The 22,410-nt window shown below is 34.0% G+C and carries 14 protein-coding genes; 8 read left to right on the top strand and 6 right to left on the bottom strand.

Features of this window, described 5'->3' with window-relative positions:
* Positions 1-62: 62 nt before the first annotated feature.
* The 4 genes from FNB79_RS06030 to FNB79_RS06015 form a co-directional block, all read right to left on the bottom strand.
* The gene (locus FNB79_RS06030) at positions 63-2,357 is read right to left on the bottom strand and encodes a glycoside hydrolase family 65 protein (protein WP_143380454.1); all 2,295 of its coding nucleotides are present in this window, start codon (positions 2,355-2,357) and stop codon (positions 63-65) included.
* 14 nt (positions 2,358-2,371) lie between these two features.
* On the bottom strand, positions 2,372-3,028 hold the full coding sequence (gene pgmB, locus FNB79_RS06025; protein ID WP_143380453.1) for a beta-phosphoglucomutase: 657 nt from the start codon (positions 3,026-3,028) through the stop codon (positions 2,372-2,374).
* Entirely contained in the window at positions 3,025-4,407 is a 1,383-nt protein-coding gene (locus tag FNB79_RS06020) for an MFS transporter (protein WP_143380452.1), read from the bottom strand. Before FNB79_RS06020 ends, pgmB begins: the two co-directional genes overlap by 4 nt.
* 123 nt (positions 4,408-4,530) lie before the next feature.
* Entirely contained in the window at positions 4,531-5,571 is a 1,041-nt protein-coding gene (locus FNB79_RS06015) for a LacI family DNA-binding transcriptional regulator (protein ID WP_143380451.1), read from the bottom strand.
* 232 nt (positions 5,572-5,803) lie between these two features.
* Here FNB79_RS06015 and FNB79_RS06010 point away from each other — a divergent pair, with 232 nt between their 5' ends.
* From FNB79_RS06010 to FNB79_RS05985, 6 genes are all read left to right on the top strand, one after another.
* Entirely contained in the window at positions 5,804-8,716 is a 2,913-nt protein-coding gene (locus tag FNB79_RS06010; RefSeq protein WP_143380450.1) for a SusC/RagA family TonB-linked outer membrane protein, read from the top strand.
* 12 nt (positions 8,717-8,728) lie between these two features.
* The gene (locus tag FNB79_RS06005; RefSeq protein WP_143380449.1) at positions 8,729-10,342 is read left to right on the top strand and encodes a RagB/SusD family nutrient uptake outer membrane protein; all 1,614 of its coding nucleotides are present in this window, start codon (positions 8,729-8,731) and stop codon (positions 10,340-10,342) included.
* Positions 10,343-10,392: 50 nt separating this feature from the next.
* A complete protein-coding gene (locus tag FNB79_RS06000) occupies positions 10,393-11,673 on the top strand; it encodes a SusE domain-containing protein (RefSeq protein WP_185967849.1) in 1,281 nt (426 codons plus the stop codon).
* A 60-nt stretch (positions 11,674-11,733) separates the two neighbouring features.
* On the top strand, positions 11,734-14,592 hold the full coding sequence (locus FNB79_RS05995) for an alpha-amylase family glycosyl hydrolase (RefSeq protein ID WP_143380447.1): 2,859 nt from the start codon (positions 11,734-11,736) through the stop codon (positions 14,590-14,592).
* A gap of 152 nt (positions 14,593-14,744) precedes the next feature.
* Positions 14,745-15,755, top strand: a complete 1,011-nt coding sequence (locus FNB79_RS05990) for a dipeptide epimerase (RefSeq protein WP_143380446.1) — start codon at positions 14,745-14,747, stop codon at positions 15,753-15,755.
* A 6-nt stretch (positions 15,756-15,761) separates the two neighbouring features.
* Positions 15,762-16,781: an aminotransferase class I/II-fold pyridoxal phosphate-dependent enzyme gene (locus tag FNB79_RS05985; RefSeq protein ID WP_143380445.1), complete on the top strand. Its 1,020-nt coding sequence runs from the start codon at positions 15,762-15,764 to the stop codon at positions 16,779-16,781.
* Between the two features lie 40 nt (positions 16,782-16,821).
* Here FNB79_RS05985 and FNB79_RS05980 read toward each other — a convergent pair whose 3' ends face one another.
* Positions 16,822-17,316: a M14 family zinc carboxypeptidase gene (locus FNB79_RS05980; protein WP_246073336.1), complete on the bottom strand. Its 495-nt coding sequence runs from the start codon at positions 17,314-17,316 to the stop codon at positions 16,822-16,824.
* Between the two features lie 29 nt (positions 17,317-17,345).
* Positions 17,346-17,486: a hypothetical protein gene (locus FNB79_RS17190; protein WP_185967848.1), complete on the bottom strand. Its 141-nt coding sequence runs from the start codon at positions 17,484-17,486 to the stop codon at positions 17,346-17,348.
* 233 nt (positions 17,487-17,719) lie between these two features.
* Between FNB79_RS17190 and FNB79_RS05975 the strand changes: the two genes are divergently transcribed.
* Positions 17,720-18,835, top strand: a complete 1,116-nt coding sequence (locus FNB79_RS05975) for a DUF2914 domain-containing protein (protein WP_143380443.1) — start codon at positions 17,720-17,722, stop codon at positions 18,833-18,835.
* A gap of 241 nt (positions 18,836-19,076) precedes the next feature.
* Positions 19,077-22,409 carry a transglutaminase family protein gene (locus tag FNB79_RS05970; protein ID WP_143382570.1) on the top strand — a complete coding sequence of 1,111 codons (3,333 nt, stop codon included), beginning with the start codon at positions 19,077-19,079 and terminating at the stop codon, positions 22,407-22,409.
* Position 22,410: the final 1 nt, after the last annotated feature.

The following is a 22,410-nucleotide window of genomic DNA, read 5'->3' as shown; positions in this document are numbered from 1 at the left end:
TTTTATATTACTTATAAGAGCACTGTAGCTTTAAATTATAAATTGTTATACGCTGTTATATACTAATCTTCAGAACGTAATGTTACTTTTACGTTGTTTGCCATAATATCTAGGGTGTCTCCTTTTTCAAGTTTAAATTCTGTTCCTTTTTGAGTCACTTTAACTTTTATAACGTGATTTCTAAAGTTTACTTTGAATGAATAACCTTCCCATTGTTCTGGTATTTTTGGCTCGAAAGACAACATATTATCTTTAATTCGCATCCCTCCAAATCCTTCAACAATACTCATCCAAGTTCCTGCCATAGATGTAATGTGCAGACCTTCTTCTACTTCTTTATTATAATCGTCTAAATCTAAACGCGATGTACGTAAATAAAACTCGTACGCCTGATCCATACGATTTAATTTAGCCGCTTGTATGCTGTGTACGCAAGGAGATAATGAACTTTCGTGAACGGTAAATGGTTCATAAAAATCGAAATGACGCTCTAACTCTTGGGTTGTAAAATGGTCTTCAAAAAAGTAAAAACCTTGTAATGTATCGGCTTGTTTAATATAAGGCGAACGCAAAATACGATCCCAAGACCATTTCTGGTTTATTGGTCGCGATGACTTATCTAAATCTGCTACAGTAATTAATTCTTTATCTAAAAAGCCATCTTGTTGTAAATAAACATTATGTGCTTCAGAAAATGGCAAATACATGTTTCCAGCAACAGCTTTCCATTGTTCTAATTCCTCTGGAGATAAATTGACTTTTTCTTGAATGCGATCGAAGTCTGATTCGTATTCTTTAGCTACTTTTTTAATATTTTCAATAGCATAATCAATACACCATTTTGCTATATAATTGGTGTAGAAATTATTATTGACGTTGTTTTCGTACTCATTAGGTCCAGTTACACCTAGAATAACATATTTATCTTTTGCTGTAGAAAATGTGGCACGTTGTTGCCAAAAACGAGCAATCCCGATTAACACTTCTAATCCTTTTTCTGGAATATAGCTATAATCGTTGGTATAACGGTAGTAATTAAAAATAGCAAAAGCTATAGCACCATTTCTATGAATTTCTTCAAAAGTTATTTCCCATTCGTTATGGCATTCTTCACCATTCATGGTTACCATTGGGTATAGCGCTGCACCATTAGTAAACCCTAGTTTTCCTGCATTTTCAATAGCGCGATCTAAATGGTTGTAACGATACTCTAATAAATTACGCGCTACTTTTTGATCTTTAGTTGCCATATAAAATGGAATACAATACGCTTCGGTATCCCAATATGTACTCCCTCCATATTTTTCACCTGTAAATCCTTTAGGCCCAATATTTAATCGCGCATCTTTACCTAAATAGGTATGATTTAATTGCATGATATTAAATCGGATACCTTGTTGCGCTTTAACATCGCCATCGATGGTAATATCTGCCATGTCCCAAATTTTAGCCCAAGCTACTTTTTGTTGCTCTAATAATTGTGAGAAGCCTAATTTTAAAGCTTTATTTAAAACAGTTTTAGCAGCTGTTACTAATTGTGTGGCATCATGGTTACGATCTACAGTGTAACCACCAAATTTATGAATCGTAAATGTTTGATTAGCTTTAACAGCAGAGGTTTGTTTAAACGTAATACTTTTATCTGTATGAGATACAGTTTCTGTAGCATCTATTTTTTTACCATCTAAGAAATATTCTGATGCCATGAACGTACACGTTTTAAACTCTGTTTTCATGGTATACGCTTCAACATAAGCCATATTTCCATCTTGGGATACTGCTGTAGTTTCCCAAAATTTATCGTCCCAATTGGTATCTTCATTAGTAATACCTGAATCTAAAAACGGCTCGAATGTAATATTTCCATCGGCATTTAAAGGAGTTATAGCATACGAAATGGCTCCTATTTCATCTAATTCTAGACTTAAAAAACGTTTTGCTTCTACGCGTACTTCTACATCGTTTGGTAAAGTTGCTTTAAATGATCGGGATAACCAACCCGCTTTCATGTTTAATTCACGCTTAAACTCAGACACGTCTTTACATGTAAATAGATCTAACGGAATGCCATTTACAAATACATTAATCCCAATCCAACTTGGTGCATTTAAGACTTTTGCAAAATATTCAGGGTAGCCATTTTTCCACCAGCCTACACGTGTTTTATCTGGATAATATACTCCGGCAATATAACTCCCTTGAAAGGTTGGTCCTGAGTAATGCTCTTCAAAATTAGCTCTTTGCCCCATAGCACCATTACCGATACTAAATAAACTCTCTGACGATTTAACGCGTTCTACATCAAATCCCTCCTCAATAATCGACCAATTGTCTGGTTTAATATAATCTTGATTCATTTTTTCTTAATTTTCTATTTAGTAATAAGTGCTTCAACAAAAGCATCTGAAATTTCTGTGAAGTCGTTAAAAACATAATCGGCTTCATGTAATACATCTTTACTTCCAATACCTATAGAAATCATATTGGCAGTATTTGCAGCTTGTACACCTGCTACAGAATCTTCGAAAACCACACAATCTTCCGGATTTATATTTAATGATTTAGCGGCATTTAAAAATACTTCTGGATCTGGTTTTGCTTTAGTTACATCGTTACCATCTACTATTGTTTTAAATTTATTTAGCAGGTTAACTTTCTCTAGTATTACTCTAGCATTTTTACTTGCAGATCCTAATGATACACCTTGATTTTTAGCTATTAAATAGTCTAGAACACGAGGCACATCTGGAAGAATTTCAGAATTGTTCATTTTATTGATATACTCTAAATACTCTGTATTTTTAAGAGCCATTAAGTCTTGAAATTTTTCATCAGAAACCGTAGTTTCTCCCCAAGCTAATATTTTTTTTAGTGACTCTACACGGCTAACACCTTTAAGTTGTTCGTTTTGAGTTTCTGTAAAATCGAATCCCAAACTATTGGCTAAATTTTTCCAAGCCAAGAAATGATATTTTGCAGTATCTACAATAACACCGTCTAAGTCGAAGATAAATCCTTTTGTTTTCATGAGTTTTCTAATTCTGGTTGATATGATATGGCATTTTTATCGGTAATTAATAAGTTACAAAGTCCAGCAATAATTAAACTGAACCCAGCAACCAACATGGCATTAATAGTTTCGCTTCCTAATAAGTTGGATACAAAATTGATTCCTCCAATGGCGGCAATAATTTGCGGAATTACTATAAACATATTAAAAATTCCCATAATAACACCCATTTTATTTGGATCTACTGCACTGGATAACATGGCATAAGGCATAGATAGTATACTTCCCCAAGCAATTCCGACAAGTATAAATGAATATTTTAAAAATTCTGGAGACGGTAAAAAATACATGGATAAAAATCCGATACCACCCAAACATAACGAGAACATATGTACGTATTTACGATTTATACGTTTTTTTGAAGTATAAAAAGCCAGAACTAAAGCAAAGACCATAGACGATAAACCATAGACACCCATTGATGAGCCTACTAAATTTGATGATTTTTGGAATGCTGTATTTTCTACATCAAAGGCTGCTGCTTGTTCCGGAATTGAAAAATCGTAAGCAGATTCTACAGGAGCAGGCGTATGATACACATGTTCTGTTAGAGCAGGATTAGCCAAACTCCACATTGTAAAAAAGGCAAACCAACTAAAAAACTGAATTACGCCTAATTTTTTCATTGTAGATGGCATGTTTCCAATATTATTTGTAATATCGGATACAAACTGATTTTTTTTAGCCTTTTCTTTTTCAAAAGCTTCCATATCTTCTGGAGGATATTCTGACGTAGTAATTACAGTATATAAGATACTTACCATAAACACTACAGCGCCTATTGCAAAAGCTACTTTAACGGACATGGGTACAATCCCCATTGGTGCGGCATCGCTAACACCAATTTTTGAAACCATCCAAGGTAAATTACTTGCAACCCAAGTTCCTATACCAATAATTAAAGTTTGAACCACAAAACCATAGGACCTTTGAGAGTCAGGTAATTTATCGGCTACAAGCGCTCTAAATGGTTCCATGGACACATTAATAGAAGCATCTAAAATCCATAAAAAACCAGCTGCAACCCATAATACAGGAGAGTGTGGTACAAGTAGTAAAGCCAAGGAACTTAATACAGCTCCTATAAGAAAAAAGGGCTTCCGTCTTCCCCAACGCGGACTCCAGGTCCGATCGCTTAAATATCCAATTATGGGCTGAATTAATAAACCGGTTAAAGGCGCTGCAATCCATAATAATGGAATAGCCTCCTTATCGGCTCCTAAAGTTTGAAATATTCGAGACATAAAGCCTCCTTGTAATGCAAATCCGAATTGTATGCCTAGAAATCCGAAACTCATGTTCCAAATTTCCCAGAAACTGAGGGCACGCTTTTTCATTAATAGTATATTTAAATGAATACCATTGATAAGCGATATACTTATCAAAACTTATTAGTGAGAAGTAAAAGTTTTGATTACGGTGCTAAGATACAAAAGATTTTAAATAAGCGATGTTAAATTTTATTTAGTAGATTCTCTTTCTATCAATTCGGTTTCAATCACCACGGTTTTAACACGCTCTTCTTCAACTTCATTCTCTAATTTTTCTATTAATAACTCGGCCGCTACAGCTCCTATTTTTTTTCCATGCTGACTCACTGTTGTAAGACTAGGCATAGCATGACGAGACAAAACACCATCTGTAAAACCTATAACTTGTAAGTCTTCAGGAATTTGCTTCCCTAATTTTCTAGCCACTTTCATGGCGGTAATTGCATACAATTCATTAACGGCAAACACACCATCAATATTTGGATTGTTATGAAACAAATCCAAAATTTCTTTTTCTAAAACATCAATATAATCTTCAGAAACTAACTTATCATCTACTTTTAAAATTAAATCAGATTGACTTTCAATATCATACTCATTTAAAGCTTCAATATACCCTTGGGTTCGTAAACGCCCTACACTTACATAATCTTTAGTAGTGATTATTGCAATGTGTTTACATTGGTTCTCAATAAGCTTAACCACTGCTTTCTTAGCTCCTTTTATATCATCTACAATCACTTTATCACAGGCTATTTCATTAACAATTCGGTCAAACATTACAATAGGCATACCTTGACTTATCGTTTCATTAAAATGATGGTAATCTTGTTGTTGTAATGTTTCTTTTGAAATGGACAAAATAAAACCATCTATACTACCATTGGCTAACATCTCCATATTAATCACCTCTTTATCAAAAGATTCATTAGACAAACCAATAATAACATTATACCCTTTTTTATTAGCGACCTCCTCTATCCCTTGAATCACTTTCGAAAAAAAATGATGTACAATTTCTGGAATTAAAATCCCTATGGTTTTAGTTTTTCTGTTTTTTAGGCTTAAAGCAATATTATTAGGCCTGTAATGATACAGTTTAGCAAACGCTTTCACTTTATCTCTGGTATCTTCACTGATTTCCTTACTATTACGCAACGCTTTAGACACGGTTGCAATAGATACGTCTAATTCTTTAGCAATTTGTTTTAGGGTCACTTTCTTTTTCATAGCTAGTTTTTATGTCTTGTAAAGATATTACAATCTTGTCAATTTTTAATAATTAACACCTAAAACACCTAAAAACTGTTAAATACAAAAAAGTTACTAACACGAAAACGTTTACGTTAAGGATATCGCAAAAACAAAATTCGTGTTAACATAAAATTTACATAATTTTAATCTCGAGAAGTAAAAGTAAAAACAAACCAAACTAATTCAGATTTAATTTAATTCATATTCTATGAAAACATTTTTAAACAGTTTATTACTGGCATTGTTTTTTGCACCAGCACTAGTTTTGGCGCAAACAACCGTAACAGGAAATGTTTCCGAAGACACATCAAATTTACCCATTCCTGGAGTAAATATAATTGTGCAAGGAACACGTACTGGTACAGCAACAGATTTCGACGGAAATTACTCACTCAAAGTAAATGAAGGCGACATTTTAGAGTTTTCCTTTATTGGTTATAAATCTCAAAACATCACTTATACAGGACAAACCACATTAAATGTAAAACTTACTGAAGACACTGCTGTTTTAGATGAAGTTGTAGTGATTGGATATGGTAGCGTTAAAAAAGAAGATTTAACGGGAGCCGTAGACATGGTAAATTCAGACGATTTTAACGATGGTCCTGTACTTTCTGCACAACAACTAATTAGCGGTAAAGTAGCTGGGGTATCTGTAACGTCTGGTGGTGGAGCACCTGGTGAAGGACAGAATATTGTTATTAGAGGTCAAGGATCTTTATCTTTAGAGGGTACTCCGCTTTATGTTATTGATGGTTTTCCTATTGATAACGGTAGTGTTGGCGGATCTAGAAATCCTCTTAACTTTATAAATCCAGGCGATATTGAAAGCATGGTAGTATTAAAAGATGCCTCTGCAACTGCAATTTACGGATCGCGTGCTGCTAATGGTGTTATTTTAATTACAACTAAAAAAGGAAAAGATAGTGGGTTTAAATTTAGTTTAACCAGTTCTGCAACAGTCTCTACACCTATTAACAAAGTAGATGTAATGTCTGCAGAGCAGTTTACCTCACTTATTCAAGAAACTGGAACTGCAGAAAATATTGCTTTACTAGGATCTTCAAACACCGATTGGCAAGACGAAATTTACAGCAATGCTTATGGATCTGACCATGCATTCAGCGCAATAGGAAATGCTTTTGGTGTACCTATTAGAGCTTCAATTGGATACTCAGACCAAGATGGTATACTTAAAAATGACAATCTTACAAGAACTACTGGAGCTTTAAACTTAAAGCCTAGTTTTTTAGATAATCATTTAAAATTAGACTTAAATGCTCGTGGTATGTACACAGAAAACACGTTTGCTAATCAAGACGCTATTGGGGCCGCAATCGATTTCGACCCTACACAATCTGTCTACGATGAGAACTCTAAATATGGCGGATATTTTTCATGGATAGACCCAAACACAGGTAACAAACCTAGCTTAGCGCCAACAAATCCTGTTGCCTTATTAGATTTGGTTGACGACACATCTGAAGTACGCCGTTTAGTTGCTAATGCTAAAGTAGATTATAACTTACATTTCTTTGAAGATTTAACAGCTACAGTAAACATTGGTATAGATAAACAAAATAGCCATGGAAGAACCGTAACGTCTGAATTAATTCCTACACCAGATGAAACTTGGAATGGATCTCGCACAAGTTATACGCAAGAAGCTACAAACAAATTGTTTGATGCATATGTGACCTACGATAAAGAAATCAATGAAAATAATCTAACTGCTGTTGCAGGTTACTCATACCAATCTTTTGAGTATAATAATTATAGCTACGACAGTGAAGATGAAGAAGATGGTGTAGATTATGAATTTATCGACAAATCCAAAAATGTATTACTATCGTATTTTGGACGTTTAAACTATTCTATAAACGACAAGTATCTTATTACTGCGAGTTTAAGAGCAGATGCTTCTTCTAAACTAAATCCAGACGATCGTTGGGGGTATTTCCCTTCTGCAGCTTTAGCATGGAACATTAATAAAGAATCTTTCTTAGAAAATGTATCTTCAATAAACGAGTTAAAACTAAGATTAGGTTATGGTGAAGTTGGTAACGTAAATGGTCTAGGCGACTATAAATTTATCACAAGTTATACAGGTAGCCAATCTACAGCAAACTACCAGTTTGGAGACTCATTTTACCAAACATATAGACCTTCTGCGCTAAATGAAGATTTACGTTGGGAAGTTGCTCAAACCCTAAATATTGGTATAGATTATGCCTTCTTTTCTAGACGAATTTCAGGTTCTTTAAACGTTTACTCAAAGAAAACAAAAGATTTAATTAGCAATTCTTTTGTAGATCCTTTTACCAATTTTGGAAACCAAATTGAAGCTAATATTGGAGATATGGAAAACAAAGGGATTGAATTTAATTTAAATGTTATTCCTGTAAGAAATGATAATTTTGAATGGAGCTTAGGCTATAACATTTCATTTAACGACAACGAAATTACAAATCTTCCAGACCAACAATTTGTTGGAGGTATTAGTGGTGGTACAGGAAATACAGTGCAAACACATGTAGAAGGCGAAGCTCCATACAGCTTTTTAGTTTACCAACAAGTGTATGATAGTTCTGGAACTCCTATTGAAGGTGCTTATGTAGACCGAAACGGAGATAACGTAATTAACGAGGACGATAAATATATTAATCACGATCCGTATGCAGATGTAATTATGGGGTTAAACACCAATTTAAGTTATAAAAAATGGGATTTAGCTATTGTTACTAGAGCAAATATAGGTAACTACATTTACGATAACGTAGCCTCTAGAGCAGGTACATTAAATAGAGCTACAGAAAATGGCATATTAACAAACCTACATACAGATTATTACGATACAGGATTCCAATCATTAACAGATAACGGTTTATTAAGCGACCACTATGTTAAAGATGCTTCCTTCTTTAAAGTAGACAACATTACATTAGGTTACACTCTAACAGAAGCCATTAAAAATACAACCTTCCGTTTTTACGGATCTGTTCAAAATGTTTTAACAGTAACAGATTACGATGGTTTAGACCCAGAAGTATATGGCGGAATTGACAACAATTTCTACCCAAGACCAAGAACATACGTATTAGGTGTAAATATTGACTTTTAAATTAAAGAATTCATGAAAAATATAATAAATAAATTCACAGTTGGTATCGCTTTAGCGCTCTCTATAGTGTCTTGTCATGACGATTTAGACCAAACACCTATAGATCCAGATAGCTTTACAGAAGAAGATGTATTTGCTAACATAGATGAAGCTAAAGGTGCATTAGCAAAATTATATGCCAGTTTAGCATTAACCGGCCAAGAAGGTCCTGCAGGCGATGCAGATATTTCAGGTATAGACGAAGGATTTTCGCAATACACACGTATGCTTTTTAATCTTAACGAATTAACTACAGATCACTCTGTTGTAGGATGGGGAGACCCAGGTTTACCAGACTTACATAACTTAAGCTGGTCTTCAGGAAACGATTTTTCAGAAGCAATGTATTACAGATTAGGTCAGGAAGTCTCTTTTTGTAACTCATTTATTAGCAATGCTTCTGCCTTAACAGATGCAGAAGCAGAAACTTTTATTGCCGAGGCACGTTTTTTAAGAGCCTATGCCTACTATAATTTAATAGATTTATATGCAAACGTACCTTTAACAACAGAAGTGTCTACAGAATTACCTCTGCAAAGTGATCGTACAGAACTGTTTAGTTTTGTTGAAACTGAATTGTTAGAAATACAAGATTTATTAGCAGAAAGTAATGAATATGGTCGTGTAGATCAAGTTGCGGCTTGGGCACTATTATCACGCTTATATTTAAATGCTGAAACTTGGATTGGCGAAGATAAATATGCAGATTGTATAACCTATTCTAATGCCGTAATTAACTCGTCTTATTCAATAAACACTAACGATGTTAACGGCAATGGCTCTGCTTACGATGAATTGTTCTTAGCAGACAACAATACTAATGGGGCTCAAAATGAGTTTATTTTTACTGCGAATTTTGATGGAGTACAATCTACTACTTACGGTGGTACAACATTTCTAATTCACTCTGCAATAGGTGGCAGTATGGATCCGCTTGCTTATGGTGTTAACGGAGGTTGGGCTGGTCTGAGAACAACAAAAGCATTGGTTAATAAATTTTCAAGTTCAATTACTGCTAGAGATAGTGACGGTTACCCAACAGCTTGGTCGGACCATCGTGCAATGTTTTACACAGACGGACAAGCCTACGAGATTACAACCATTTCAAACACCTTTACAGATGGGTATGCTGTAACTAAATTCTCAAATGTGAATAGTGATGGTAGCCAAGCCAACGATACCTCTGGAGAATTTGCAGATACAGATATTCCTCTAATAAGATTAGCCGAAATTTATTTAAACTACGCTGAGGCGGCTTTACGTGGCGGTGGCGGAGATTTAAGTACAGCTGTAAACTTAGTAAACCAACTAAGAACACGTGCCTATGGTAATGACTCTGGAAATATATCTATTTCAGATTTATCTTTAAGTTTCATTTTAAATGAACGCTCAAGAGAATTGTATTGGGAAGGATTACGTAGAACAGATTTAATACGTTTTGACCAGTTTACTACAGACACTTATGTGTGGCCATTTAAAGGAGGCTCAAGCGATGGAAATGGAGTTGAATCTTATAGAGAAATCTTTCCTTTACCAACAAACGTAATTTCTATAAATCCAAATTTAGAACAAAACACAGGATACTAATCTAAAGACATTATAATATGAAAAATATAATTTCAAAAATATTAAGTATAATGTTAGTAACCCTGGCATTATACAGCTGTACCACAGACGATACCGATACGGTTTTAAACGATACAGCTACAACCGTACTTACACCATCTAATACAGATATAGTATTACTAAAAGATAATGTAGGTCTTACCGCATTAAATTTAACTTGGACCGAACCAGATTACGGATACGCAGCCATACCAACTTATATGGTTTACTTTGATGTTGCTGGAAATAATTTCCAAAATGCAGTTAAAAAAGATGCAGGAAACAATTTAGAATACAGCTTATTAACCGAAGGTTTAAACACTATTTTACAAACTTTAGAAATTGAATCTGAAATTGAAACAACTATTGATGTTAAGGTTGTAAGTATAATTGGAACTTCAACTGTTGCAGCAACATCTAACATTAGTAGTATTAACGTCACTGGATATGCAAATACGTTAGATTTATCTTCTGAATGGGGACTTGTTGGTAGTGCTACAGAAAACGGATGGGATGGTCCAGACATGCCATTTTATGCGACTAGCGAAGCCGATATTTTTAATGCCTATGTAACCTTAACAGATGGAGAAATTAAAATAAGACAAAACAATAGTTGGGATTTAAACTATGGGGATACCGGTGCAGACGGTACTTTAGAAGAAGGCGGAGATAATATTGTTGTAACTGCAGGAACTTATAAAATAACTTTTAATGCAGGAACTTTAACTTATAAAATTGAAGCTTACACTTGGGGTCTTGTTGGAGATGCCACACCTAATGGTTGGGATGGTCCAGACACCGCGTTAACATACGATCCAACATCAGACCAATGGCGTGTAGTCGTTACACTAACCGATGGAGAAATGAAATTCAGAAAAAATAATGATTGGAGTTTTAATTATGGTGATAATGATACTGACGGAAGTTTAGACGATGGTGGTGATAACATTCCTGTAACCGCAGGAAACTATCTTGTAACCTTAAATTTAAACGACTTAACATATTCTTTAGAAGCTATTGAAAATCTTTGGGGAATTGTTGGTGATGCCACTCCTAATGGTTGGGACGGCCCAGATACAGTCTTAAATATGGATTACACTACTGAAGGTATATGGTATTTAAATGGTGTTACACTTACTACAGGTGAAATGAAATTTAGAGCCAATAACGATTGGGGAGTAAATTATGGAGACACCGGTGCTGATGGCATTTTAGATGATGGCGGAGACAATATTGCAATTACCGCGGGTACTTACGATATTATTTTAGATTTATCAGATACTTCTAATCCAACTTATACTTTAACTAAATAGCAATTAAATACGGGCTGTGACATTAATATCACAGCCCGTATTGTTTTTAATCCATTCATTATGAAAAAAACATTACTCGCTTTTTTACTTTTAGTTACTACAAGCTTTACATATGCTCAAGTAACCACGAGCCCTACTACATTTAACACTTCAGAAGCCGTAACTATTACTGTAAATATTTTAAGTACAGAGACCAATTGTAATACCTTAAGTAATCCATCTAAGGTATATATGCATTCTGGAATTGGAGACGATGCTAACCCTTGGGGTTACAATGTCATTGGAAATTGGGGAACAGATGATGGTGTTGGTGAAATGACAAATAATAACAATGGTACATGGAGCATTACCATTACCCCGAAAACATATTACAACTTAACAGATGCTCAAGCAAATTCTGCAACAAAAATAGGTATGGTGTTTAGAAATGCAGCTGGAGACCAAGAATTAAAAGCAACAGGCTGTTCAGATATTTTTATTAATGTGGGGACGTTTCAAGTCACTTTAAACTCACCTGAAAATAATAGTACAACGCTTATTACTTCAGGAGGTGAAATTACAATTTCTGCATCTAACACTTCTGGTAATGCAAATTATTCACTTGTAGCGAACGGTACAGTGTTAGACACTAAAACAAACATTACATCCTATACCTATACACACACTAACATCACATCAAATCAGGATTATGCGTTAACGGTAACTCAAGGTACAAATTCAACAACTAAAACCTTTTCTGCGTTAATAAATCCTGGAGTATTGACGGAGAACATGCCTAATGGTCTGGAAAACGGAATTAATTACAATACTAACGATGCTACTAAAGCAACTTTAGTATTAGATGCGCCATTAAAAGATGTTGTATATATTGCAGGTAGTTTTAACAATTGGTCTCCATCTCTAGACTATGCGATGAAACAAGATCCAACTTCAGGTTTATTCTGGTTAGAACTTACAGGTTTAACAGCTGGAAAAATAGAAACATTCCAATACTGGGCTATAGACGAGACTCCTATTACAAACTCACCTGTAATGGTAAAAACAGCTGATCCGTTTTCAACCTTAGTATTATCACCCTTCGATGATCCTGAAATTTCTTCTGAAACCTATCCAAATTTACCAGAATATCCATCCGGTCAAGAACGTGAAGTTACAGTTTTACAAACCGGAAAGGCAGATTACAATTGGCAAGTAACAAATTTTGAAAAACCAAAAAAAGAAGACTTGGTGATTTATGAAGTCTTAATTCGTGATTTTGATGCCAATAGAAACATTCAAGATTTAATAGATCGTATAGACTATTTCAAAAACCTAAATATTAATGCCATACAATTAATGCCTATCATGGAATATGAAGGTAACGAAAGTTGGGGTTATAACACATCGTTTCATATGGCGCTAGATAAATTTTATGGTACAGAAAACAAAGTCAAAGAATTTATAGATTTATGTCACCAAAATGGCATTGCCGTGATCTTAGATGTAGCTTTAAATCATGCATATGGTAGAAATCCAATGGTTCGCTTATGGATGGAAGATGCTGATGGTGATGGTTGGGGAAACCCTAGTAGCGAAAACCCTTATTTTAATCAAGAAGCCACACACAGTTATAGTGTAGGATCAGATTTTAACCACCAGCAAGCACGAACACAATATTATGTAAAACGTGTGGTAGAACATTGGATTACAGAATTTAATATTGATGGATTTCGTTGGGATTTAACCAAAGGTTTTACTCAAAACTGTACTGCTTCAGATGAGAATTGCACCAATAGTTACCAACAAGATCGGGTAGATATTTTAAAACAATATGCCGATTATTCTTGGGATATGGACAGCACTCAATATGTGATTTTTGAGCATTTAGGTCAAGATAGCGAAGAACAAGAATGGGCAAACTACAAAATTGATGAAGGCAAAGGTGTTATGATGTGGGGAAAAATGACAGACCCATACAATCAACTTACCATGGGATATGCTTCAGATTCAAATTTTGAAAGAATGGGTAGCGATGCTCACGGGTTTGTAGCAAATCGTTTAGTTGGCTATGCAGAAAGTCATGACGAAGAACGTTTAATGTATAAAAACTTACAATATGGGGCATCTTCAGGAACATACAATGTAAAAGATTTAAATACAGCTTTACAACGTATGGAGGCTTTAGGTGCAATAACGCTAACTATTCCCGGACCAAAAATGATATGGCATTTTGGAGATTTAGGAATGGATAATTCTATTTATACCTGTACAGATGGCTCGGTATCTACAGACGATTCATGTAAGTTAAGCACAAAACCTCAGCCTCAATGGACAGAGAATTGGTTAGGAGACGAGAGCAGAACTGCAGTTTACACTACTTGGTCTAAATTAAATAAACTAAAAATTAATGAAGACGTTTTTGAAGGTGAGTATACCATCACTTCTGGAGATTTAACGCCTAGAATTCGTATCTGGAATTCTGATTTAGCCTCAACAGATTTAAATGACGTTGTAATTATTGCAAATTTTGACACCACCATACAAACAATAAACCCAGATTTTCCTAGCAATGGCACTTGGTACGATTTAATGGATGAAACAGGAAATACTTCAATTTCGGCAACCAATGCCATTCCTTTAGAACCTGGAACTTTTAAGATTTACGGAAATCATATACCACAAAGTTTAAGTGTAGACGAGGTAGTGCATTCAGATTCTTTTACAATCTATCCAAATCCGTCTCAAAATAGTTTTAAAATCAGCACAGCTTCAACACATTTAAGTGTTTTTGACATTACAGGAAAACTTGTAAAACAATTTAAAGGTCATTTTACTACTACTCATAGTTTTAATGTTTCTGAACTTAAATCTGGTTTATATATTATTAAAATAATTAACTCTATAGGACAAGAAAACACATCTAAACTTATAAAAATCTAAGCACTCAAATAAGTTTCTATTTCAAATGCCTAACATACCTATATGTTAGGCATTTTTATTATAAAAAAAGACAGCATGTGTTTAAAATAAACAAATATTAAAAACTATAAAAACGTATTATTCTGTATTTTTGAGTAACAAGACATTTGTATATGAAACTTATTTTAAAAGATTACATTCTTCAATTAAAACACACCTTTACCATCTCTAGAGAATCTATAGACGTACAGCCTAGTTTAATTGTTGTGTTAGAAGACAACGGATTTTCGGGTTATGGTGAAGCGACTTCAAACCCATACTACAATATTACGGTACCCATAATGAAAACGGAGCTAGCCAAAGTAAGACCTATTATTGAAGCTACAACTCATGAAACTCCTGAAGTGTTTTGGGCAAAAATGTATCCGCTTTTAAAACATAATATGTTTGCTTTATGCGCCTTAGACTTAGCCTACAACGACTTATATGCACGAAAACAACACAAGAAGTTATACGAGCTTTGGGGTTATAATATTTCTAACAACCCAATAACAGATTATACTATTGGGATTGATACTGTAGAAAAAATGGTCGCAAAAATGAAAGAATTGCCTTGGCCTATTTATAAAATTAAATTAGGAACCAATGAAGATATTAAGATTGTTACCGAATTAAGAAAACATACAGATGCTGTTTTTAGAATTGATGCAAACTGCGGTTGGAATGTAGATGAAGCATTAGATAATGCCATTAAATTAAAAGCACTTGGCGTTGAGTTTTTAGAACAACCCTTAAAAGCCGACCATTGGGATGGCCATAAAAAACTATATCAAGATTCTGTACTACCTATTATAGCCGATGAAAGTTGCCAGGTAAGTGAAGATATTGCAAAATGTCACACTTATTTTCATGGTGTAAATGTAAAACTTGTAAAATGTGGCGGCTTGACCCCAGCTCGCAACATGCTAATTGAAGCTAGACAATTGGGAATGAAAACCATGGTAGGTTGTATGACGGAATCATCGGTTGGAATTTCGGCAATAGCACATTTACTTCCGTTATTAAATTATGTAGACATGGATGGTGCTATGTTATTAGCCAAAGATATTGCTACAGGAATCACAATAGATCAGGGAGTAACTCACTATAGCAATTTAAACGGGACAGGTGTCACTTTACTGTAATTACGTATGGAGGTAAATAAGGCGCCCAAGGATAAAATCTCTATAAACGACAGTAATATGTCCTATTTTGGAGGCACGTCTTATTTAGGACTGGCTACACTCCCCGCCTTTCAAGAAGCTATTATAAAAGGTATTAGAACATGGGGAACAGCCTATGGAAGTTCTAGACATGCAAATGTAAAATTAAAAGTTTTTAATGAAGCCGAAACCTTATTAGCTTCTCAGTTACAAACTGAATCTTGTGTTACCGTGTCCTCAGGCATGTTAGCAGGAAAATTAGTGTTAGAATATTTAGCAACAATATGCTCCCAATTTTATCATTATCCCAATACACATCCTGCAATACTAGCAGCTAACAGCTTGCCTTTATATGTTGATAACCGACTACATTCAAACCTTGTTAGCAATACACCTGAAACTGTTGTTATTTGTACCGACGCTATTCCGACTACTAATGTAACCTTTGTAAATTTTGATTTTCTTAAAACTATTCCTGAGCATAAAAAAATCATTCTACTTGTAGACGAATCGCATAGCTTAGGTATAACAGGAGATAATGGCATGGGCGTTTTTAACAGTATCCCTACCACACATATAAATCAAAAAATTCTAGTCAGTTCTCTAGGTAAAGCAATGGCATTACCAGGAGGTATTATTGCTGGAGATGCTAACTTTATAAACGCTATAAAAGCAACGGTAATGTTTTCTACAGCCTCAGGAATGAGTCCTGCATATTTAGAGGCGTATATACAATCGCAAGCAATTTATAAGCAACAACAAGATAAGCTTAAAGCTAATTTAGAATACTTTTTTAAAGGATTACAGTTTAATACTACTTTTAAATACAATTATAACTATCCAAATATTTATAATTTTAATCCTGGATTTTATGAGACGTTATTAAAGCAAAACATAGTAATTACACATTTTCATTATCCCACTCCTAAAGATGTTTTAAGCAGAATTGTACTCTCTGCTAATCACACCAAAGCCGATTTAGATAAATTAAAAAAAGCGCTTTCATAATTATTGAAAACGCTTTTTTTAGTTAACCACTTATATTTTATTATTCATCCCACCAAACAGGTGTTACTGGAGTAACTTTATTAGCCGCTACATTGTCTGGATTAGTATACTCTTCAGTCGTTGGGTAAGTTGCGCGTCTAAACCACTCCCCTGCATAATCACCATCAGAATCCTCTTCTTCTCTAATTGACAATCCTTTAAACACTTCATCAGAAAAATCATAACGTCTAAAATCTACAAATGTTTCAGGATTTAAGAAGTTGTGAATGTATTTCTCTTTCATAATATGTTGCAACATCAATCCAGATTCTCCAACTGCAATTGCACCATCTGCTAAATAATCGGCACCATCAGGGTTTAACATCGGTAAAAAATGTAATGTCAGTGAATTTAAAATCTGTTGTTTTTCATTTATAAATTGATCTCCATTTAAAAAATTAAATATATCGAATAATGCTTGCGTTGCTGTAGATTCATCGCCATGCATCTGAGACCACAAAAACACATTTATAGGCCCATTACCAACACTTATCAAATTAATATCGCGTCCTTCTATAGAAGCACCTACCGTTTTAACCGTCTTGCATCAAATTCTTTAACTTTATACTGCGCATATTCTTTGTATAACTGAGATGTAAAATTAGGGTTTTGGGCTACAACAGACAACGTTAATAACACCATAATACTGTTTAAAATATATCTCATATCATTCAAGTTTTTAAAATTTAAGACGCTATACATTCATTTTTAAAGGTAATAAAATCGCTTAATTTAATATTTTAGAATAAAAGACTAGCTTAAGGTTCTAAAACTATACATTTTAAACAAATAATAATTTCTTGGTGTTAAGAATAAGAACGCAATTATTATAGTTAATAAATCAATTTAAAAAGCAGTAAGTTTATACTATTATAAAAAACAGATGGAACCCGTATAATATGAATAGTAGGTGGAATAATTATAAGAAAAGTCGCTTTCATAAATTTATTTTAAGACACCAAAAATATGCGCCTATCATATTCTTTGTTGGTGGTTTTATTTTTGACTCTTTAACGCTTGGTCGCATAGATAGAGTTTACGATTTAACTGTGCTATGTTTACATATGTCTGCATTAACGTTAACCTTATATTTATACAATTTAACAGATGATGGTGCTTGGGAAAACACCATTTTAAAACGCGCAGAAGATTATTTCCCATTAGCCATACAATTTTTTTTTGGTGGCCTCTCTAGTGCCTATGTTATTTACTTTTCAAGAAGCGTTTCGTTATCTAAAACAGTTTCATTTTTCATTATTTTAATTGCTTTATTTTTAGCTAATGAGTTTTTAAAAAAACGTATTTCAAACAAATATCTGCAGTTTAGTATTTACTTCTTTATTAACTTTACATTTTTCACTTTTATGATTCCTGTTTTCATAAAAGCCATGAGTCCTACAATTTTTTTAATCTCTGGCCTAGCTAGTTTGTTTAGTACGATTATTCTCATCACATTTATATATGTAAAAAGCCCTTCAACCCGACAAGAAATACGTTTAGGAAAACTTGTAACTCTCATTCTCTCTATATACATTTCAATAAATATATTTTATCATTTTAAACTTATACCTCCCGTGCCATTGGCTCTACAAACAGGAATTATAGCTCATAATGTGGTAAAAAAGAACAATAATTATATTGTAACCTACGAGCAAAAAGAAAAATATATTTTTTGGAGAGATTATAATTCTAAGTTTATTCATAATCCAGATAAACCTGTTTATATTTTCTCTTCAATTTTTGCACCTACAGCATTAAAAAAATCAATAATTCACCGCTGGAATTGGTATAACAGTACTTTAGAGCAATGGGTAACATTAGACAACATACGTTTTGACATTACTGGGGGCAGAAATAATGGTTACCGTGGTTACAGTTATAAAAACAATATCATTCCAGGCCTTTGGAAAGTAGAAGTTTTAACAGAAGAGGAATTACTTTTAGGAGTTATAGATTTTGAAATTATTAATGATACAACCCAACACCCCAAACGACTAATTGAAAAAACATTCTAAATTTCACCCTCCTAACCCTTTCAAAAAAAATAAAACCTTCCTCTTAACATTTTTTATTGCTCATTCTAGATTAAAAAAATCATATCGATATTATTTGATAAAAAAATGCTTTAAAATTACAAATACACCATTTAAGCATAATAATTTATAGACAAAATACAATCTTTTGTTTTTTTTTAGAACTTCTTTAAAAAATCGCATAAAATTCTCTTAAATTGTAATGTCTTTAATTGAAATCTTTATGGCATTAAAAATTGTAATTTCTCACAAAACAAAGTATAAATACGACAGGCTAGTATCTTTATCTCCTCATATATTCAGGTTACGTCCTGCCCCACATAGCAGAACACCTATTGAAGCATATTCTATTAAAATAGAACCTAAAGATCATTTTTTTAATTGGCAGCAAGATCCATTTGGGAATTATTTGGCACGACTTATTTTTCCTGAAAAAACAAGAGAATTATCTATTGAAGTAGAAATTATAGCCGATTTAAAAACAATTAACCCTTTTGATTTTTTTGTTGAAAAGAGTGCGGAAGAATATCCTTTTTCATACGATGATAGAATGAAAAAAGAATTGCAACCGTATTTAGAAATCACAGAAAGCGGTCCGCTATTAGATAATTTCTTAAAAACTATAGACACCACACCTAGGAAAACAATTTACTTTTTAATCGATATCAATAAAAAAATATACGATTATTTAAATTATAACATCCGCATGGATCCTGGAGTACAATCTTGCGAGGAAACTCTAGAAATTAAAACAGGGTCTTGTCGTGATTATGCCTGGTTATTTGTACAAACTTTACGCCATCTTGGTTTTGGTGCGCGCTTTGTCTCTGGCTATTTAGTTCAATTAAAATCCGACGAAAAATCTCTGGACGGGCCTTCTGGTCCTGAAGAAGATTTTACAGACCTCCATGCTTGGGCAGAAGTTTACCTTCCTGGTGCTGGTTGGATTGGTTTTGATGCCACTTCTGGACTATTAGCAGGAGAAGGTCACATCCCACTAGCATGTACGCCTTCTTTTGAAAGTGCTGCTCCTGTTTCAGGTATGTCTGATATTTGCGAAACCGAATTTGAATTTGAAAATTCTGTAAAACGTATTTTTGAATCGCCACGTGTTACAAAACCTTACACCGAAGAACAATGGAAAGCCATATATAAACTTGGTTTTAAAGTTGAAAAAGAATTAGAAAAAGGCGATGTTAGATTAACCATGGGAGGAGAACCCACCTTTGTATCGATAGACGATATGGAATCTGACGAATGGAATACCGCTGCAGATGGACCACATAAACGCGAACTAGCAAAAACCTTAGCAGCTAAACTTTACGATGAATACGATAATGGTAGCGTATTACACCAAGCACAAGGAAAATGGTATCCTGGCGAGCCACTACCTCGTTGGCAGATTGAAATGTGTTGGAGAAAAGACGGAAAAAAAATATGGCAGAATAAAAAATTATTAGCCTTATTTGCAGACCAAACAACTTTACCAGAAAATGCCGATAAACTATTTTTAAAGACCCTTACTAAATATTTAGATATTACAGATAAATATATACTTCCTACTTACGAGGATGCATTTTATTTTATCTGGGAAGAAGGAAAACTACCAATAGATGTAGATCCTACAAAAGACGATAGTATTTTACTCGTTAAAGACAAACTAAAACAAATTTTAAACGACGGTAAATCTAAACCCGTAGGTTATGTATTGCCATTAAATAATACATCAGATAAATGGTACACCAACAGCTGGCAATTTAGGCGCAACCACCTATTTTTAATACCAGGAAATTCACCTATAGGATTACGCTTACCGCTAGGCTCCCTTATAAGAGAACCTAATACAGGAGAATTCCCAACCTACCAGCCTGATAATTTTACTAAGAAAAAGAAACTACCTAGCTATAAAAACAAAGTTTTAAGACGTATTCGAAAAGTTAATGAAGAAGGAATAACGCAAGACGATTGTAATTACTTTATCAGGACAGCTATATGTGCAGAAGTTAGAGATCAAAAATTGCATTTATTTTTACCACCTCTAGATTCTGCAGAAATCTTTTTAGATTTAATAGCCTCTATAGAATCTACTGCAAAAGAATTAAAAATTCCTGTTGTACTAGAAGGTTACAATCCACCTCATGATAACCGTTTAGAATCCATGAAAATTACGCCAGATCCTGGTGTGATTGAAGTAAATGTACAGCCTGCTAAAAACTGGGAAGAACTTACACATAACACATTAACATTATACCGTTTAGCTAAAGAATCTCGTTTAGGTACTGAAAAATTCATGTTAGATGGAAAACACACTGGAACTGGAGGTGGTAACCATGTTACTTTAGGAGGTATTACTCCTGCAGATAGCCCACTATTACGCAAACCAAGCCTGTTACGCAGTTTACTAACATTTTGGCAACACCATCCAGGATTATCGTACTTGTTTTCAGGCGCATTTATTGGGGCTACAAGTCAGGCACCACGTATAGATGAAGCAAGAATGGAAAACCTCTATGAATTGGAGATTGCTTTTAGCCAGATTCCTAAAAATGGTAAAGTCCCGTTTTGGTTAACCGATAGATTATTCCGACACCTTTTAACCGATTTAACAGGGAATACACACCGTGCAGAATTCTGTATAGATAAGTTATACTCACCAGACTCATCCTCCGGACGTTTAGGTATTTTAGAGCTACGCGCCTTTGATATGCCACCACACCCACAAATGAGCTTAATGCAAAATTTATTAGTTAGAACATTAGTCGCTTGGTTCTGGAAAAAACCTTACGAACATAATTTAGTACGTTGGGGCACAGAACTACACGATAAATTTTTAACAGAACACTATGTAAGAGAAGACATTAAAGATATTGTAAACCAACTGAATAAAGCAGGTTACAAATTTAAAGAAGATTGGTTTGATCCATTTTTCGAATTTAGATTTCCATTACATGGAATGGTAGAAATAAACAATATAAACCTAGAGCTACGTGCGGCTATCGAACCTTGGAATGTTCTCGGTGAAGAAATGACAGGTGGCGGTACAGCAAGATATGTAGATTCTTCTGTAGAACGCTTACAAGTAAAAGTTTCTCATTTCACAGAAGAAAGATTTGTATTAACTTGCAACGGTGTTAAAGTAAATTTAAATAACACTGGTGTTAAAGGCGAATATGTTGCAAGCATTAGATATAAAGCTTGGAATCCACACTCCTCTTTACACCCAACAATTGATGTAGATACCCCATTGGTTTTTGATATTATTGACACTTGGAACAAACGCGCTATTGGAGGCTGTACTTATTTTGTTTCTCATCCAGGAGGACGTTCATATAAGACTTACCCTGTAAATAGTTATGAGGCAGAATCAAGACGTATTAATCGTTTTTGGGATCAAGGTCATACACAAGGCGAAATTTTTGAAGTTGAAAAAATTGAACAAGACGACAATAATTCTAGTATAAATATAGAAACCCATGAAGGTTCTCGTAAATTTAGATATATAGAACAACCAATTAATTTTGAGTTTCCATATACTTTAGATCTAAGAAAAAAATAGA

The sequence above is a fragment of the Formosa sediminum genome (assembly GCF_007197735.1).
In the GTDB taxonomy this organism is placed as follows: domain Bacteria; phylum Bacteroidota; class Bacteroidia; order Flavobacteriales; family Flavobacteriaceae; genus Formosa; species Formosa sediminum.
Note: the sequence above shows the minus strand (reverse complement) of the source record. Positions and strands in the feature narration are given on the sequence as shown.